Consider the following 16,560-nt stretch of genomic DNA (forward strand, 5'->3'; position numbering starts at 1 on the left):
GCGCTTGCGCGCTTGTTCCAGGATCGGCAGCACGTGTGCGAACTGCTCCCGGCTCATGTCGCTCGGATAGGTCTTTTGGCGCATCCGCATAGTCTGCACTGATCAGCGAAGATCGTGAACAGGTTCTTAGGGCCATGGGCCCAACGCGCAGCGGCGTCGCACACGTCGTCGGCGCTTCGTGTTGACGAAGTCGCTCGCGGGCAGATTGACTAAATTTCCGGGCATGAAAACCCATGCCACCCATCCAACTGCGTTCCGCACAAACTCGCCTTACGCTCATGCCGAAAAGCCCGAGCTAACGGAGGATCAGGCAGCAGCCAGCAGCAGCGGCACGCATCAACCGCTTGGACGGCCGCCTAGAAAACGGCAGAGGATAGAGTCGGATGACCCAGGGGCCTCGACGCGCGACAGGCAGCCCTTTACGGCAAGCGCCTCAAAGAAAGAGGAAATCGATGCCAGCGAAGGCGCATGGGACAGGCGCGTTCGGCAGTGGCAGCCGGCTGCCGTAAAAAACGAGCGCATCAAAACCGAGCGCTACCCGGACAAGGTGACCGCCGACGTCGGCGCGTCGTCAGCGCATCATCGGCCACAACGATCGTCGCAGCATGGTGTGGAGGCAAGGGCATCTCTTCGACCGCGCGAACAACCGTCCGAATGGTCCGCCAGAAAGCGACCGCGTGAAGAGCAGGCGCCCTCTCGGCAGTCAAAGCGGCCATTCCATGGCATGGGGCTGACCGAGGATCTCCGCAGGGCCGAACATCAGCTGGACTGGGCGGCGAAAAAACGGCTACAGGCACAGCGACAGCAACAGCAGCGACAGTTGAGCGAGCCCCACGGGATCGCTCGCAACCACAACGCCGGCCTATGCGTGTCCATGGCGTATGACAACGAGCTGGCGCAGCGCATGCGTGGCGGCATGGCGTTGCCCTTCCTGGAAGAGAGTTTGCATGCGCAAGTCAACGCGAGTCGGCTCGACAAGTACCTCCAGCTGGTTGCCAATGCACAGCGCACCAGGGGGGCAACGCCCCGCGATTTGGATCGTTGCACCGAGCTTGCGGCGCAGTACCTCTCCGGGACCGGATGGTTCGAAGGGGCATCGCTGAAGCAGCTGGCGCATGTGGGCAACAAGCTAAGCAAGCACCAGAACCTGCCCGCGTGCATGGAGGCCATCGCGTGGATCGCCGGAGAGCTCACGCAGGCCGATGATCTGGTGGGGCTGGGGGGCTACCCGTCAGTTCTTCTGCTGAATGCCTTCTCAAAGAATCTCGATAGCGGCCGGTGTGAACGCGCGGCGGCGCGTTTGGCACGTCATCTGCTGTGTGACGACAAAGCCCGACAGTCTCTGAGCGGGCAGAACATCAGCCTGGCGCTCAATGCTTTCAGCAAGTGGTTCGATAATCCGGACTGCCAGGCGATGGCGCACCGGTTTGCCGCGCTTTTCGCCAGCGACAAGCGCCTGCGTTGCGCCATGGATGCGCAGAGCGTGGCGACCGCGCTCAACGCCCTGTGCAAATGGCCCGACACACCTGACTGCGAAAATGCCGTCAGCGCGCTAGCCGAGCGGTTGGCCGACGAGTCCAGATTGCGCAAGGAGTTGAAGCCGCAAGAAGTGGGAAATGCGCTCAACGCCCTGAGCAAATGGGCCGACAACGAGGTCTGTGCGGCGGCCGCCAGTGCGCTGGCCGAACGGTTGGTGGACGATCCCGGCTTGCGCAAGGCTCTCGACCCCATCTACGTGACTCAAGCGCTCAACGCTCTGAGCAAGTGGGCCGATATATCGGTGTGTACGGAGGCCGCCATCGCACTGGCCGAGTGGCTGGCCGACGACCCCGAGTTATGCAAGTCCCTGAACGCGCGAGGCCTGTCCAACGCGCTCAACGCCCTGAGTAAATGGCCCGACAACCAGGTCTGTGCAGCCGCCGTCAGTGCGCTGGCCGGCCAGCTGGCCCACGATCCCGACATGTGCAAAGCCTTCGACCCGATCAACGTGATCCAAGCGCTGGACGCCGTGAGCAAATGGCCCGATGACGAGGTCTTTGCGGCCGCCGCCAACACGCTGGCCGAACGGCTGGCATTCGAGCCCGATTTACGCGATGCCCTCAGGCCGCAAGAAGTGGCTATCGCACTGCATGCGCTGAGCAAATGGCCCGACAACGGGAATTGTGCGAAGGCCGCCGACGCGCTGGCCGAGCGGCTGGCCAAAGATTCCCAGGTAGTCGAGGCGCTGGACCTCCGAGGCGTGACCACCTCGCTCAAAGCCTTGAGCAAATGGCCCGGCAACGAGGACTGTGCAAAGGCCGCCGGCGCGCTGGCTGGGCGGCTGGTCAAGGAGCCCAAGTTGCGCAAGGAACTGGACCTGCAAGGTGTGGTCGTGGTGCTCAACGCTCTGAGCAAATGGCCCCGCACGCAGGATTGCGAGAATGCCGCCGAGGCGCTGGCTGGGCGGTTGGCCAAGAATCCCGACTTGCGTGATGCGCTTGAGCCACTAGAAGTGGCCAACGTCTTGAATGCCCTGAGCAAATGGCCGCACACCGAGCTTTGTGCGAAAGCCGCCCGCAGGCTGGCCCGGCGCATAGTCGACGATCCTCTGTTGCGCGAGGGCTTCAATTCATTGGACGTGGTCAACGCGTTGAATGCCCTGAGCAAATGGCCCGACAACGAGGACTGTGCGAAGGCCGCAGGCGCGCTGGCCAATCGGCTGGCCAAAGATGCCCGGTTAGTCGTGGCACTGGACCCGCCAGGCGTGGCCATCGCACTCAACGCCTTGAGCAAATGGCCCGACAACGAGGACTGTGCGAAGGCCGCAGGCGCGCTGGCCAATCGGCTGGCCAAAGATGCCCGGCTAGTCGTGGCACTGGACCCGCCAGGCGTGGCCATCGCACTCAACGCCTTGAGCAAATGGCCCGACACGCAGGACTGCGAGAAGGCTGCCCGTGCGCTAGCCAAGCTGCTGGTCAAAGATCCCAAGCTATGCAATGCTCTCCACGCGATGCAGGTGGCCACGGCGCTCAACGCCTTGTGCAAATGGCCCAACAACCGGGACTGTGCGGCGGCGGCCGGCGCGCTGGCCGCGCGGCTGGCAGTCGAGCCCGATTTGCGCAATGCACTTAATCAGCAAGAATTTGCCATGGCGCTGCAGGCGTCGTGCAAATGGCCCGGCAACGAGGACTGTGCAAAGGCAGCAGGCGCGCTGGCTGGGCGGCTGGCCAATGATGCCCGGTTAATCGCGGCGCTGGACCCGCAAGGCGTGGGCAGCGTGCTCAGCGCCCTGAGCAGATGGCCCGACACGCCGATCTGTGAGGCTGCCCTCAGCGCACTGGCCGCGCGGTTGTCAGTCGAGCCCGATTTGCGCAATGCACTCGAGCCGCAGGCAGTGACGAGCGCGCTCAACGCCCTGAGCAAATGGCCCAACATGCAGGACTGCGAGAAGGTCGCTCGCGCGCTAGCCGAGCGGCTGGCCCAAGATGCCGAGTTACGCGAGGCGCTGACCCCGCATGGCATGGCCACCGTACTCAACGCCCTGAGCAAGTGGCCCGACAACGAGGACTGTGCGGCCGCCGCCGGTGCGCTGGCCGAGCGGCTGGCCAAAAAGCCCGAGTTGTGTGAGGCCCTCGACGCTTCCAGCCTGTCCCAGGCGCTCAACGCCCTGAGCAAATGGCCCGACAACGAGGGCTGTGCGGCCTCCGCCGGTGCGCTGGCCGATCGCTTGACCAAAGAGTCCCAGTTGGTCAATGCGCTGGACCCGCTCGGCATGGCCAACGTACTCAACGCCCTATGCAAATGGCCTGACAACGAGGACTGTGCGGCGGCCGTCAGTGCGCTGGCCAAGCGGTTAGCCGACGATTCCGAGTTGTGCAAGGCTTTGCAACCGCAAGGCGTGGCCAATGCACTCAACGCGTTGAGTAAATGGCCCGATATGCAGGACTGCGAGATGGCCGCGCGTGCGCTAGCCGAGCGGCTTACCCACGATCCGGATTTGTGCACGGCTCTCGACCCTATCCACGTAACCCAAGTTCTCAACGCACTGAGCAAATGGCCGGGCACGCCAGCTTGCGAGACAGCCATCTACCTCTCGGCGGCGAGGCTGGCCGACGAGCCGGACCTGCGTAAGGCCCTGGATGCGCGAGGCGTGGCCATCGCGCTCAACGCACTGAGCAAATGCCTCGCCAGGCCGGTGTGCCAGTCGGCATTCGTGCTGCTCGCCGAGCGTGCAGGCTCGGCCGAGCTGCCCTGGCGGCAGTTCGAGATGCGTGGGATCGCGGTGGTGGCCAACGCGATCTCCCGGCTGTCGCATCTGGACGAAGAGGATGATGAGCAGTTCCGGGCCCTGGGCGTCGCCAAGCTGCAGGCGATGGCCGGGCACCTGGATGTGCACCGCGCGCGGTTTGCGTCCGCTTCGGCCGCCGATATCGGGGGGCTCTTCAAGGCCCTGGCATCGGCGCGGCTGCAGCGCCAGATGCGTTCGCTGGGACAGCCAGCGCTGGAGCGGCTTGCAGGACTGATCGGGGACGATGGATTACGCCAGACCAGCCTAGAGGGGATCGGCGGTCTCTGCATGGGGCTGTTGCCGCTGATCCGCAGTCCGGAATTGTCCCCCCGCCATCGGGTCCAGGCATTGCGCGTGTTCGATACGTTGCAGCCCATCGTCGCGCGCAAGATCGACCTGTACCTGGGCGGCGACGGCGCGCGCGCGTCGGCCGGCATCGAACAGCATGCAACGCGCTGCCCGGCGCTGACCTTCTACCAGGTGCTCAAGGCCTACGCGGTGGTGAGCCGGCAATGGAAGGCGCGCCATCTTGACGGCCCGCGCAAGCAACTGCGCCAGCGTCGCGACGAGCTGGTGAAGTGGGTGGACCTGACGCTGGCGCGCACGCGCGAGGCGATCGAGGCGGACCTGGGCGAGATGAGCTGGAACCTGATCGCGCAGATCGAGGCCGGCGAGCAGGTGTTCGACGCCCTGGACCTGCGCATGGCCAAGGAAGCGCCGACGATCACCCAGGCCCATCCACCGACCCGCTTCGACCTGGACAGTGGGCGCTTGAGCATGTCCACGGTTCCCGGTCGGCCGGTGGCGCCGGCGCCGGGCCGCGGCAGCACGACCCATGTGGTGGTCGATCTGGTGGGCAAGGAGTTGTCGACCAATCGGTCCGAATCGGACAAGCCGTACTCGCTGTTTGCGCGCCTGACCGGGCTGCCGCTGGTGGAGGTGCAATTGCCTGGTGACCTATCGACCTTCATGCTCGCGCGGACGTTCAACTACAACCGCGAGCCCTGGCGCTTCGACCTGTTCGGCGGCAGTCGCGCGGCGCGCAGCAAATCCGGCAGCAGCAGTCTGGTGATGTCCCGACGCAAGGAGTCGGCGTCGCTGTTGCCGGCCTTCCGCTATGCCGACACCGCCCCGGGCAGCAGCCTGATGCAGCTGGCCGCCAAGCTCGCTCCGCAACGCGAGGACTGGTCGCGCATGCAGCGCTCGCTGCTGGAGATGGTGCCCAGTGACCATGTAGTGGAAGGCACGCTGCGTCTGGGCGTGTTCGATGACGTTGATGGCCCTGCGCATCCGTTCAAGCCGTTGGCCGTGGATGGCACTGCCCTGGCGTTGTGCCCCAACGATGGCTGCGGCTTCCTGAAACTGGAGGTGGCCTTGTCCATTCCGGCCTTCCGCAAGCATTACGATGCCTGGCACGCGGTGCAGGCGAACCAGGCCACCGAGGAGCAGCGCGAGTTGGTGGCCAAGGACAAGGGTCCTTCGCTGATGCCGGCGCAGGCGCTGCAGCATTACCCGCGCGATGCGGCGGCGCTGGAAGAGGCGTACGCGGCGCTGCAGGACCGGCTGCAGACACTGGAGCCGACAGGCGATGATCCCCTGTGGGTGTACAGGCCGCTCATCGGCGGTGGCTATCAGGGTCAGCGGGTGCGGGCGGTGCCGTCGGCCGACGACAAGGTGCATCTGCCGCAGCAGCGCAGCCAGGCCTTCGACGTCGCCGGCGGCCCGTTGCTGCTCGGCAAGCCCCCCTACGACAAGGAGAATCTGCTGCCGGTGCCGGAGCAACGCATCGCCACCGTGGCCCAGGGCGACGCCACCGCCGCGTTCCTCTCGCGGTGCTTCGGCATCCAGTACAGCTACACCGGTTTCGACGATCGCTCTGGCGTCGATCCGCAGATGCTGCACAGCAAGGGCATGCTGGTTGTCGTGCCCGAGAAGCAATGGCCGGCCGCGTTCAGCGACACCGACCTGGCCTGCTCCAAGGAAGACCTGAAGACGCTGTCGTCCTGGACGAACGGCCGCGACCGCGGTGCCTTGCCGCGCGACATCCTCAGCACCGGCAGCCTGCGGCTCAAGGACATCGTGGAGCCTGGGCGCCTGGGCGCACTGCCGATCGACGAGTTGCGCAAACGCAACATGGACACCGACGGCGACGACGCCTTCATCTACGCCGGCTACCCCAAGCTGGCTGCGCTGATTTCGCGGGTCATGATGGATCGCCAGGCCCGGCGCGGTCGGCAAAAGTCCTTCAAGCCGCCGAAGACGGCCACGCCGGCCATCGACCCGGTCAGCGGCCACTACCAGCCCGGGCGGCTGTCGGAGATCATGTCCCTCAAGCGCGGCCAGCGCATCACCTCTGCGGCCGCCACGCTGGCGGCGCGCTTCCTGGCGCAACCGGACGCGCTGCGCGAAGCGATGGCGCGCGAGATGATGTTCGGCACCTACGATGGCATCGAGCGCGAGTTGCGCAACGGTTTGCGCGAGCTGCTCGAAGAGCCGGTCCGCGATCCGGTGGTGTTGGCCACGCTGCGCGTGCAGGCACGCGAGGCGATCGAACGCGCCCACCTGCCCTTGGCGCGGGAAGCTGCCGCTTTGCTGCACGCACAGCTGCTTGCGCTTGAGGCGGACCCGGCCGCCGACAGCGCCGCGCCGGCGTTGCCCGAGGCCCTGGCCGAGGCGTTTCCCGGTTTGGCCAAGGCCTACGAGTCCGCCTCTGGCGTGGAGGCGCGCATCCACGCCATCCTGGACAACTACCCGGTGTGCCGGCTGTCGCATGCGCAGTTCCCGGACGGGCAACCCGGGCTCGTCCCCGGCGAGCCGGAACTGACCATGCGCAACCTGTTCACCATCGCGATCAAGGTCGGCACCGATGCGCTGAAGTCCGACACTGGCACGGCACTGTTCGCCAAGATCGTGGAGGCCTGCGAACGGTCCGAGCGGAACTTTGCCGAGCGGGTCCGCAGCGTGCCCTACAGCAGGGCCACCGCCCGGGCCATGCAGGATGGGCGCTTCGATCCCGAACAGGCCAGGCTGCTGCTGCAGCGCATGCCGTCGATGGCCGCTGGGGTCATGGAAGACGCGCTTGAGGCGCTTCAGCAGGCCGGCTGGATCGACCGGCCGCAGCCGCCGGCCGAGCGGCTGCGCGCCGTGCAGCCGCAGGACATTGCGGTGGAGGCACAGGCCTTGCTCAGGCGCGCTCGCCAGATGGAGCCGCAGGTCACCGACATGCTGCAGAACATTGCCGGGCGCCATGGTGGGCAACTGGCCGGCACGCAGCACCAACTGAAGTCATACAGCTCGTTGCAGGAAAAACTCATGCAGCGGGTGGTGTTGAAGAAGCAGTCGTTGGAAGAGGCGGCAGCCGGCGTCAACGACGCGCTGCGCTACAGCGTGGTGCTGGAACCGCAGGACTTTACCGCCGGCCTGCGCGCCGTGCTGGCCGCACTGGACGATCAGGGCCATGCACGGGTCAAGCTGACCAATCAATTCACCGCGTACCCGCCCTCCTTCAAGGCCATCAATGTCACGCTGCGCAGCCCTGCCGGTGCGCTGTGGGAGATCCAGTTCCACACGCCGGAGACCTTCGCGCTCAAGGAGCGCTTCCACGATCTGTACAAGCACGCCCATGCGCTGGCGGTTGGCGGTGCCTCACGGGTCGAGCAGCGCAAGCTGCAGGCGCCTGCGCTGGAGGCCTTCAAGCGCGTGGCCTCGCCGCCGGGGTGCGAGGAGATCGACGACTGGCAGGAAGAGACCGTGCCGGCATTGGCAAGTGCGACGCCGACGCCCGGCTCCGAGCAGACTCCCGTCAATGCGGACGCATCGCAGGCACACCGCGTGTTCAATGCCGCCAAAGGCAAGCAAGCATCGCTGACGCCGGTGCTCAACACGCTGGCCGAAGGCTTGGGCGCGCGGCTCTGGGGCAACGTGCGCTACGACGCCAGGCAGGGCCGGATCGAGCAGGTGCAACAGGCCCCGTTCCAGAAATCGGTCGCCTCGATCAAGGACAAGATCCGGCGCCATCTGCGCGCCGGCATGACCGCAGAACAAGCCACCCAGAGCGTGGGCGATGCGCTGCGCTATGCGCTTGAGTTGCCGTCCGAGGGTTTCGTGGCGAAGGTGCAGGCGGCTCAGGACGCACTGCGTTGGCAAGGGATGACGTGCGTGAAGCTGAAGAATTACTTCATCTCGGGAGACGGCACCTACCGGGGCATCAATGCCAGCTTCACCGATGCCGAGGGCTACGCGTTTGAAGTGCAGTTCCACACGGCCGAGAGCTTCAACGCCAAGGCGCAAATGCATCTGTCGTACAAGCGGATGCAGTTGGCGCAGACACGCCTGGACAAGGAGCGGCAAAAACCTCGGCCCGATCCGGTCAGGCAGGCAAAACTGACGCAGGAAATCGCAGGGCACAGACAGGCGATGCACGAGATGATCGCCAGGGTGAGCGAGCCCGCCCGCATCGAGCGTCTGGGGGATCGCGAATGAGCTCCATCAACGGCTCAAGACGTCGGCAAACTGCGGCGATCAGGAAGGTTGAACTGTGAGCCGGACGACAGCTCCACCCTGAAGGCATGCGCGCCGAGTTGCACTGGTGCGGGAATCACGCGCGTGCGGCTCGCAGGCGCGGGCGAACGCGTCGATCGTCGTCATGGCGATCGACCGCGACGTGTTGGAAGAATGGCGTGCTAACTGGAGGTCTTGCTGCGTGCATGCCACGCAACCGTGTGCCTGAGCGAACACGAGCAACCGGCAGGGATCGGTCCTGTTGTCAGCACAGACGTTTTTAACCGACCCCTGCCGGCCATCGACGCCTCGCGGCGTCGACCAATCACGCACGCGCAAGCGGCGTGGTCGCCAGGACGTAGGACGCGTCTACTCCCGCGGCGGCAACACCGACAGCACTTCTTCGATGGTGGTCAACCCTGCGGCGACCTTCTCCAGGCCGGTGCGGCGCAGCGTGCGCATGCCTTCGCCGCGGGCAGCCTGGCTGAAGCTGGCAAGTTCGGTGTCGGGGCGGATGAGGGTACGCAGGCGCGGGGTGACCGGCAGCAGTTCGTACAGGCCCACCCGGCCCAGGTAACCGGTGCGGCGGCATTCCAGGCAACCGACCGGGGCGTGCACGTTGAGCGGTTCCGGCAGCGCCTCGCCTGGCTCGCGGATGGCCGCCCAGTCGGCGTCGTTGAGCGTGTGCGGGCGCTTGCAATGCACGCACAGCGTGCGCACCAGCCGCTGCGCCAGCACGCCGTTGAGGGTGGAGGCCACCAGGTAATGCGGCACGCCCAGGTCGAGCAGGCGGGTGATTGCCGAGGCGGCATCGTTGGTGTGCAGCGTGGACAGCACCAGATGCCCGGTGAGCGAAGCCTGCACCGCCATCTGCGCGGTTTCCAGGTCGCGGATCTCGCCGATCATGATGATGTCCGGGTCCTGGCGCAGCAGCGTGCGCACGCCGCTGGCGAAATCCAGGTCGATGTTCTGCTGCACCTGCATCTGGTTGAATTCCGGCGCGATCATCTCGATCGGGTCTTCCACGCTGCACACGTTCACATCCGGCGTGGCCAGGCGTTTGAGCGTGGAATACAGCGTGGTGGTCTTGCCCGAGCCGGTGGGGCCGGTAACCAGCACGATGCCGTGCGGGCGCTCGACCAGCGCGCTCCAGCCGGTGGCTTCTTCGGGGCTGAAACCCAGCTGCTCGATGCTCTTGAACGCCGAATCCGGGTCGAAGATGCGCATCACGCACTTCTCGCCGAAGGCGGTGGGCATCGTGGACAGCCGCATTTCCACCTCGCGCCCACCCGGCGAGCGGGTCTTGATGCGGCCATCCTGCGGGCGGCGGCGTTCGGCCAGATCCATGCGCCCGAGCACCTTGATGCGGCTGACCACGGCGGTCATCACCGAGGGCGGCACTTCCAGCACCTTGTGCAGCACGCCATCGATGCGGAAGCGCATGCGCCCGGCCTCGCGACGCGGCTCCAGATGGATGTCGCTCGCCCGCTGTTCGTAGGCGTACTGCAGCAGCCAGTCGACGATATGCACGATGTGGTGGTCGTCGGCATTGACGTCGCCGGCGCGGCCCAGTTCCACCAGCTGCTCGAAACTGGGCAGGCCGGCGTTGGGTTCGGTGCTGCGCGCATCGCTGCGCGCGCCGCGCACCGACTGGGTGACGCCGAAGAACTCCATCGTGTAGCGATGCAGGTCCAGCGGGTTGATCAGCGCCAGCTCGATGCGGCGCCGGCTCAAGTGTTGCACGTCGGCCAGCCAGTCCAGCGCCAACGGCTCGCTGGTGGCGATCAGCACGCGCTCGGCATCCAGCGCCAGCGGCAGGATGCGGTGCCTGCGCGCATACGCATGCGAGACCACGCCGGTGACCGCGGCCACATCAATGCGGGTGGGATCGATGCGCAGATAGCGCAGCCCGGTGCGGGTGGCCAGCCATTCGGTGAGCCGTTCCAGGCCCAGCTCGCCGGCCGGCGGCTGCGCGGCGTGCAACTTCAGATTGGCCAGCAGCACCAGCGGATGCACATCGCTGGCGGTGCGCGCGCCGCTGGCGGAGAACTGCACGCGCTCGTGTTCGTGCGGTACCACCATGCCGTCGGCCAGCAGAGCCGCGGCCACCGGGTCGAACATCAGCCGCCCGCGCGGCAGCAATGCCACAGCGTTATCCGGATCGGCGGTGCGCCGCTGTTCCATGCGTGTTCTTCCCCAGCAGCGGTGCTGCGCGGCAAAGCGCCGCGGGTCGGCCGGTATACTAGCGCACCCCTTCCGTACGGCCTTTGCTGCATGTCCGATTCCCGGCGCGTTCCAATCACTTTCCAGGGCCTGATCCAGACCCTCAACCAGTACTGGGCCGAACAAGGCTGCGTGCTGATCCAGCCGCTGGACCTGGAAGTGGGCGCGGGCACGTTCCATCCGGCCACCTTCCTGCGCGCGCTGGGGCCCGAGCCGTGGAATGCGGCCTATGTGCAGCCTTCGCGCCGTCCCACCGATGGCCGCTATGGCGAAAATCCCAATCGCCTGCAGCGTTATTACCAGTACCAGGTGGCGATGAAGCCCAATCCGGACAACATCCAGGACCTGTATCTGGGCTCGTTGCAGGCGCTGGGCATCGACCCGTTGGTGCACGACCTGCGTTTTGTCGAAGACAACTGGGAATCGCCCACGCTCGGCGCCTGGGGCCTGGGCTGGGAAGTCTGGCTCAATGGCATGGAAGTCACCCAGTTCACCTACTTCCAGCAGGCCGGCGGACTGGAGTGCAAACCGGTGCTGGGCGAGATCACCTACGGTCTGGAACGGCTGTGCATGTATCTGCAGAGCTGCGACAACGTCTATGAACTGGTGTGGACCTACGGCCCGGACGGGGCTGCGGTGACCTACGGCGATGTGTACCACCAGAACGAGGTGGAGCAGAGCACCTACAACTTCGAACACGCCAATGTGGCCGAGCTGTTCCATCGCTTCGACGCCTGCGAAGCCGAAGCCAGGCACCTGGTCGAGGTCGGCCTGCCGCTACCGGCGTACGAGCAGGTCACCAAGGCCAGCCACGCCTTCAACTTGCTGGATGCGCGCCGCGCGATCAGCGTCACCGAACGCCAGCGCTACATCCTGCGCGTGCGCGCGCTGGCCCAGGGCGTGGCGCAGGCGTACTACGCCCAGCGCGAGAAGCTCGGCTTTCCCGGCGTCAAACGCTGATGCCGGCGACTTGCTGATGCAGTTCCCTTCCCTCGCTCGCGGGGGAAGGTGCCCGAAGGGCGGATGGGGGCAGTACGCCATCCCACCTGCCACGACCCTCATCCGGCGCTGCGCGCCACCTTCTCCCGCCAGCGGGAGAAGCACATCCTCCAGTCACCTTCGCCCGTTGACGGCAGAAGGAACAAGCAAGGTCCATCTGACATGAGCGAACAACTTCCCCTGCTGATCGAACTGGGCACCGAAGAGCTGCCGGTCAAGGCGCTGCCGGGTCTGGCGCAGGCCCTCTTCGATGGCGTGCTGAGCGGTCTGGAAAAGCGCGGCATTGCCGTCGCCCGTGGCGATGCCAAACCGCTGTCCACCCCGCGTCGCCTGGCGGTGCTGCTGCCGGGCGTGGCCACCGAGCAGCCGGAGCAGCGCTCCGAAGTGCTGGGGCCGTATCTCAACATCGCGCTGGATGCGCAGGGTCAGCCGACCAAGGCGCTGGCCGGTTTCGCCGCCAAGGCCGGCATCGACTGGACCGCGCTGGAACGCACCAGCGACGCCAAGGGCGAGCGTTTCGTGCATCGCGCAGTGACGCCGGGCGCGCGCACGGCCGACTTGTTGCCGGAGATCCTGCGCGAGGCCATTGCCGCGATGCCCATCCCCAAGCCGATGCGCTGGGGCGCGCACGAATACGCCTTCGCACGGCCGGTGCAATGGTTGGTGCTGCTGTTCGGCACCGCGGTAATTCCGGCCGAGTTGCTGGGCGTGCGCGGCGACCGCATCACGCGCGGGCACCGCTTCATGCATGAAGGCGCGGTGTCGCTGGCGGCGCCCGGCGACTACGTCGATGCGCTGCGTGCGGCGCATGTGCTGGTGGATCCGGACGCGCGCCGTGCCCGCATCGTCGACGAAGTGCAGGCGGCGGCCCGGCAGGCCGGCGGCAGCGCACGCATCGGCGACGACAACCTGGAGCAGGTGGTCAACCTGGTCGAATGGCCGGCGGCGGTGCTGTGCAGTTTCGAACGCGACTTCCTGGCGGTGCCGCAGGAAGCATTGATCGAAACCATGGAGATCAACCAGAAATTCTTCCCGGTGCTGGATGACGGCGGCACCTTGACCGAGCAGTTTATCGGCATCGCCAATATCCAATCCAAGGACGTGGCCGAAGTCGCCAAAGGCTACGAGCGCGTCATCCGTCCGCGCTTTGCCGACGCCAAGTTCTTCTTCGATGAAGACCTGAAGCAAGGCTTGGAGGCGATGGGCGCGGGGCTTGCCAGCGTGACCTACCAGGCCAAGCTGGGCACGGTGGCCGACAAGGTCGCACGCGTGGCGGCGCTGGCAGAAGTCATCGCCCCGCAGGTGGGCGCCGACCCGCTGCAGGCACGCCGCGCTGCAGCGTTGGCCAAGAACGACCTGCAATCGCGCATGGTCAACGAATTCCCGGAATTGCAGGGCATTGCCGGCCGCCATTACGCCAAGGCCGCCGGTGAACCCAGCGAGATTGCGCTGGCCATCGACGAGGCCTACCAACCGCGTTTTGCCGGCGACGACATCGCGTTGTCGCCGCTGGGCAAGGTGCTGGCGATTGCCGAACGCCTGGATACGTTGGCCGGTGGGTTTGCGGCCGGGTTGAAGCCGACCGGCAACAAGGATCCGTTTGCGCTGCGGCGCAATGCGTTGGGGTTGGCGCGGACGGTAATTGAGTCGGGATTTGATCTGGATTTGAAGGATTTGCTGTATCACGCCTACAGCGCTGCAAAACAGTCGATGTCTGAGGTTGTGCTGCGGCAGAAAAAGGATGTGGCGGACAAAGCACGTGCGTCAGGTGTAGATGCCCCCACGTCACATGCGAATCAGAGATCGCTGCATTTGGAAGAATTGACTGAGCTCTTTGATTTCATCCTCGACCGCCTACGCGGCTACTACGCCGACAAGGGCGTACCGGCCACGCATTTCAACGCAGTCGCCGCATTGTTCTCGGTCACGTCCGAGGCCGTGCCGACACCGACCAGCGTAGGAGCGCACCCGGGCGCGACCCCCGGCTCCCTCTACGACTTCGACCGCCGCATCGATGCCATCGGCATCTTCGCCACGCTGCCCGAAGCCGAGGCGTTGGCTGCGGCCAACAAGCGCATCCGCAATATCCTGCGCAAGGTCGAAGGCGAGATCCCCGGCGATATCGATACCAGCCTGCTGCGCGAGCCGGCCGAGGAAGCGCTGGCCGAAGCGGTGGAAGCGGCCATCGGCGATACAGGCGATGCCTTGCATCGTCACGACTACGTTGCCGTGCTCGCACGCCTGGCGCGCCTGCGCCCACAGGTGGATGCGTTCTTCGACGGCGTGATGGTCAATGCTGAAGACCCGCAGCTGCGCGCCAACCGGCTCGCATTGTTGAAGAAGCTCGGCGACCGCCTCGGCAGCGTTGCCGCCATCGAGCATCTGTCCAGCTGATGTCCAGCTCGGCGGGCGCGCTGCACTGGCAGACCGCCCAGACCGCGTTGGCGCGGCGCGATCTGGGCGAGGCAGCATCTGCATTGCAGGCGCTGCTGGAGGCTGCAATTAACTACGCCATAACGCCAGTATTTGGCAGTGACCGACTACAGCTCTGAGGTGCCGTACCAGCGGCCCTGGATGCTGGTACTACTGTAGGTGTAGTCGGCGATCGGCACGTTGGGCTCTTCAACCGAGCGCAAGCCATGAGTCCGTCGTCCACGCAGTCACTGATCGCTCATCGGATCCAAGTTTGCCTGGAAAGATCGAACACGCGGTCCGCCATCGCAATGGTCTGCTCGCGATGAGCGATGATGATCCTGGTGATCTCCAGATCCATAACTGCGTCGTTGACAACTTTTTCGTTCTTGCTATCCAGATGGCTGGTCGCTTCATCGAGCACGAGGATCTTAGGCTGCGTGTATAGTGCCCTCGCCAGTAGGATCCTTTGCTTCTGTCCACCGGACAAAGTCGAGCCCATATCGCCGACCAGGGTTTCGTAGCCCATTGGCATCTTAACTATGTCATCGTGGATACCAGCAGCACGCGCTGCCGCTTCGATCTTCGACAGCTCCGCCGAGCTGTCGAAGAACGCCACGTTGTCGGCGATTGTCCCAGAGAATAAGCAATCATCCTGCATCACTGCCGCCATTCCCTCGGCGGGGATTGCGCTGCGACACACAGGGCTGGGCTGGTCGGTTACTGTCACTTCTCCTTCCTGCGGCGCAATCAGGCCAAGGACGATTTTGGCAAGCGTGGTCTTGCCACATCCGCTTGGACCGACCAAGGCAACAGACTGGCCAGGTGCTATGGTGAAGCTCAAGTTCCTGAAGATCCACGGTTCCCATTCGGAGTAGCGATATCCCAGCCCCTTCACCTGCACCTCCGGTGCGGACCGGAGGGCGCCTTCCAGGCGCCCGCGCGCAGGCTCTTCGTCCGCAGTGGTGATATCGGCAAGACGATTGAGGTGGAGTCCAAGCATCTTCAGCTCGACCGCGTTATCGATGAGGGAGCCCACACGAATAGAAAACTGGTCCGCATAAGACAGTGCGGCAACCATCATGCCGGCTGTCATCGCGTTGCGTGAGATCAAGTAGGCGCCTGCTGAAAGCAAGAAAACTCGCTGCAGCCCGAAGATGCCCTGGCTGGCGGCTCCAAAGCCCAGCTTGATCCGCTCCGCGGTAATTCCACGCTTGGCTGCCTCCAGCGTAGCATTTGCCAAGCGGGCGCGGCGTTCGAGCTGGCGGTTTGCCAACTTGATTGCCTGGATGCCCCGTACCGACTCCATCAACTCCGATTGCTGTCGTGCATCGAACACCATGCTCTGTTCACTTGCACGCCAGAGTGCACCGAACATGAGGAAGCGACCCAAGGCATAGAGGGTGGCCACGGCCACCGCGACGGTCGCCATACCCGTGCTGTAGATAAATAGCAATACTAAAGCTAGGCTGCCTGTCAGGCCGTCTAGCAGTGCGGTGACGAAACTACCCGTCAAGATCGCCTGGATCCAGTGAATGGATCCGAATCGGGACATGATGTCTCCCAGGTGGCGCTTCTCGAAAAAGTCCAGTGGCAGGCGCATGAGATGGCTGAAGATATTAATGACCCACTGGGTGCTGATGTTGGCCCCTAGCCAGCTAATCAACCAAGCCCTCGCTAAATTCAGACCTGCCTGGATGATGACCACCAGCGAGAAAATTGCTGCAACTGTGAGTATGACCTTGCCGTTGGACTCTGAGATCTGGTCGACTGCCCACTGGGCCTGGAGCGGTATAGATAGACCTAGCGCCTCGATCGCCAATGCGAGTGCGAAGATCTGGATGAGCACCCTCTTCAATCCGCTGATCCGCCCGGTCAATGCAGACAGTGGCACGGTAGGTGACTTGCTTGCCCGCCTGAATGACGCGCTGGGCTCTAAGGAAGGTCTGAATAACGAGGCCTGAGAGTGCGGGATGTCGCGTCGTTCCGAAGAGTGGCGTTTGAATCTTTGGAATTTCGCCATTTCTGGCGCTTTCCGTGGGAATTTCCTGGTTTACAGGCGCACGCTCCCCATAGCCGGCAGCAACTGCTTTCGCTTCATCCACAGATTGGAGAGCGCAAACAAGGTCAGCACGTGTGCGGTGTTTTTGGCCAGGCCG

Annotated in this window: 6 protein-coding genes and 2 pseudogenes; 4 read left to right on the plus strand and 4 right to left on the minus strand. The window is 64.8% G+C overall.

Annotation, left to right across the window (positions count from 1 at the left end; translation table 11 throughout):
- A pseudogene (locus F7R02_RS21455) lies at positions 1-90 on the minus strand (IS5/IS1182 family transposase); the annotation flags it as partial.
- Positions 91-223: 133 nt separating this feature from the next.
- Here F7R02_RS21455 and xopAD point away from each other — a divergent pair.
- Positions 224-8,749 (plus strand): XopAD/skwp family type III secretion system effector, encoded by an 8,526-nt coding sequence (xopAD, locus tag F7R02_RS21460; RefSeq protein WP_151210193.1) that lies wholly within the window; start codon positions 224-226, stop codon positions 8,747-8,749.
- 387 nt (positions 8,750-9,136) lie between these two features.
- On the opposite strand, the gene F7R02_RS21465 is transcribed toward xopAD, so the two are convergent.
- On the minus strand, positions 9,137-10,951 hold the full coding sequence (locus tag F7R02_RS21465; protein WP_078588974.1) for a GspE/PulE family protein: 1,815 nt from the start codon (positions 10,949-10,951) through the stop codon (positions 9,137-9,139).
- Positions 10,952-11,041: 90 nt separating this feature from the next.
- Between F7R02_RS21465 and glyQ the strand changes: the two genes are divergently transcribed.
- Both glyQ and glyS read left to right on the plus strand, forming a co-directional pair.
- On the plus strand, positions 11,042-11,950 hold the full coding sequence (glyQ, locus tag F7R02_RS21470) for a glycine--tRNA ligase subunit alpha (RefSeq protein ID WP_003484954.1): 909 nt from the start codon (positions 11,042-11,044) through the stop codon (positions 11,948-11,950).
- 201 nt (positions 11,951-12,151) lie between these two features.
- On the plus strand, positions 12,152-14,383 hold the full coding sequence (gene glyS / locus F7R02_RS21475; protein WP_078588972.1) for a glycine--tRNA ligase subunit beta: 2,232 nt from the start codon (positions 12,152-12,154) through the stop codon (positions 14,381-14,383).
- A 277-nt stretch (positions 14,384-14,660) separates the two neighbouring features.
- Here the strand turns inward: glyS and F7R02_RS21480 are convergent, their stop codons facing one another.
- On the minus strand, positions 14,661-16,250 hold the full coding sequence (locus F7R02_RS21480; protein WP_235900965.1) for a peptidase domain-containing ABC transporter: 1,590 nt from the start codon (positions 16,248-16,250) through the stop codon (positions 14,661-14,663).
- On the opposite strand from F7R02_RS21480, the gene F7R02_RS27265 reads away from it, so the two are divergent.
- Positions 16,243-16,365, plus strand: coding sequence for a hypothetical protein (locus F7R02_RS27265; protein WP_268892711.1), 123 nt, complete (start codon positions 16,243-16,245; stop codon positions 16,363-16,365). The two genes, F7R02_RS21480 and F7R02_RS27265, sit on opposite strands and share 8 nt — an antisense overlap.
- 89 nt (positions 16,366-16,454) lie before the next feature.
- On the opposite strand, the pseudogene F7R02_RS21485 reads toward F7R02_RS27265, so the two are convergent.
- Positions 16,455-16,560 (minus strand): annotated as a pseudogene (locus F7R02_RS21485) (IS5/IS1182 family transposase); the annotation flags it as partial.

The sequence above is a fragment of the Xanthomonas cissicola genome (assembly GCF_008801575.1).
Taxonomy (GTDB): Bacteria; Pseudomonadota; Gammaproteobacteria; order Xanthomonadales; family Xanthomonadaceae; genus Xanthomonas; species Xanthomonas cissicola.

Excerpts from the sequence above, each read along its gene's own strand:
- glyQ (WP_003484954.1), top strand. The coding sequence starts at position 11,042 with ATGTCCGATTCCCGGCGCGTTCCAATCACTTTCCAGGGCCTGATCCAG.
- F7R02_RS21465 (WP_078588974.1), bottom strand. The coding sequence starts at position 10,951 with ATGGAACAGCGGCGCACCGCCGATCCGGATAACGCTGTGGCATTGCTG.
- glyS (WP_078588972.1), top strand. The coding sequence starts at position 12,152 with ATGAGCGAACAACTTCCCCTGCTGATCGAACTGGGCACCGAAGAGCTG.
- xopAD (WP_151210193.1), top strand. The coding sequence starts at position 224 with ATGAAAACCCATGCCACCCATCCAACTGCGTTCCGCACAAACTCGCCT.
- F7R02_RS27265 (WP_268892711.1), top strand. The coding sequence starts at position 16,243 with ATGAGCACCCTCTTCAATCCGCTGATCCGCCCGGTCAATGCAGACAGT.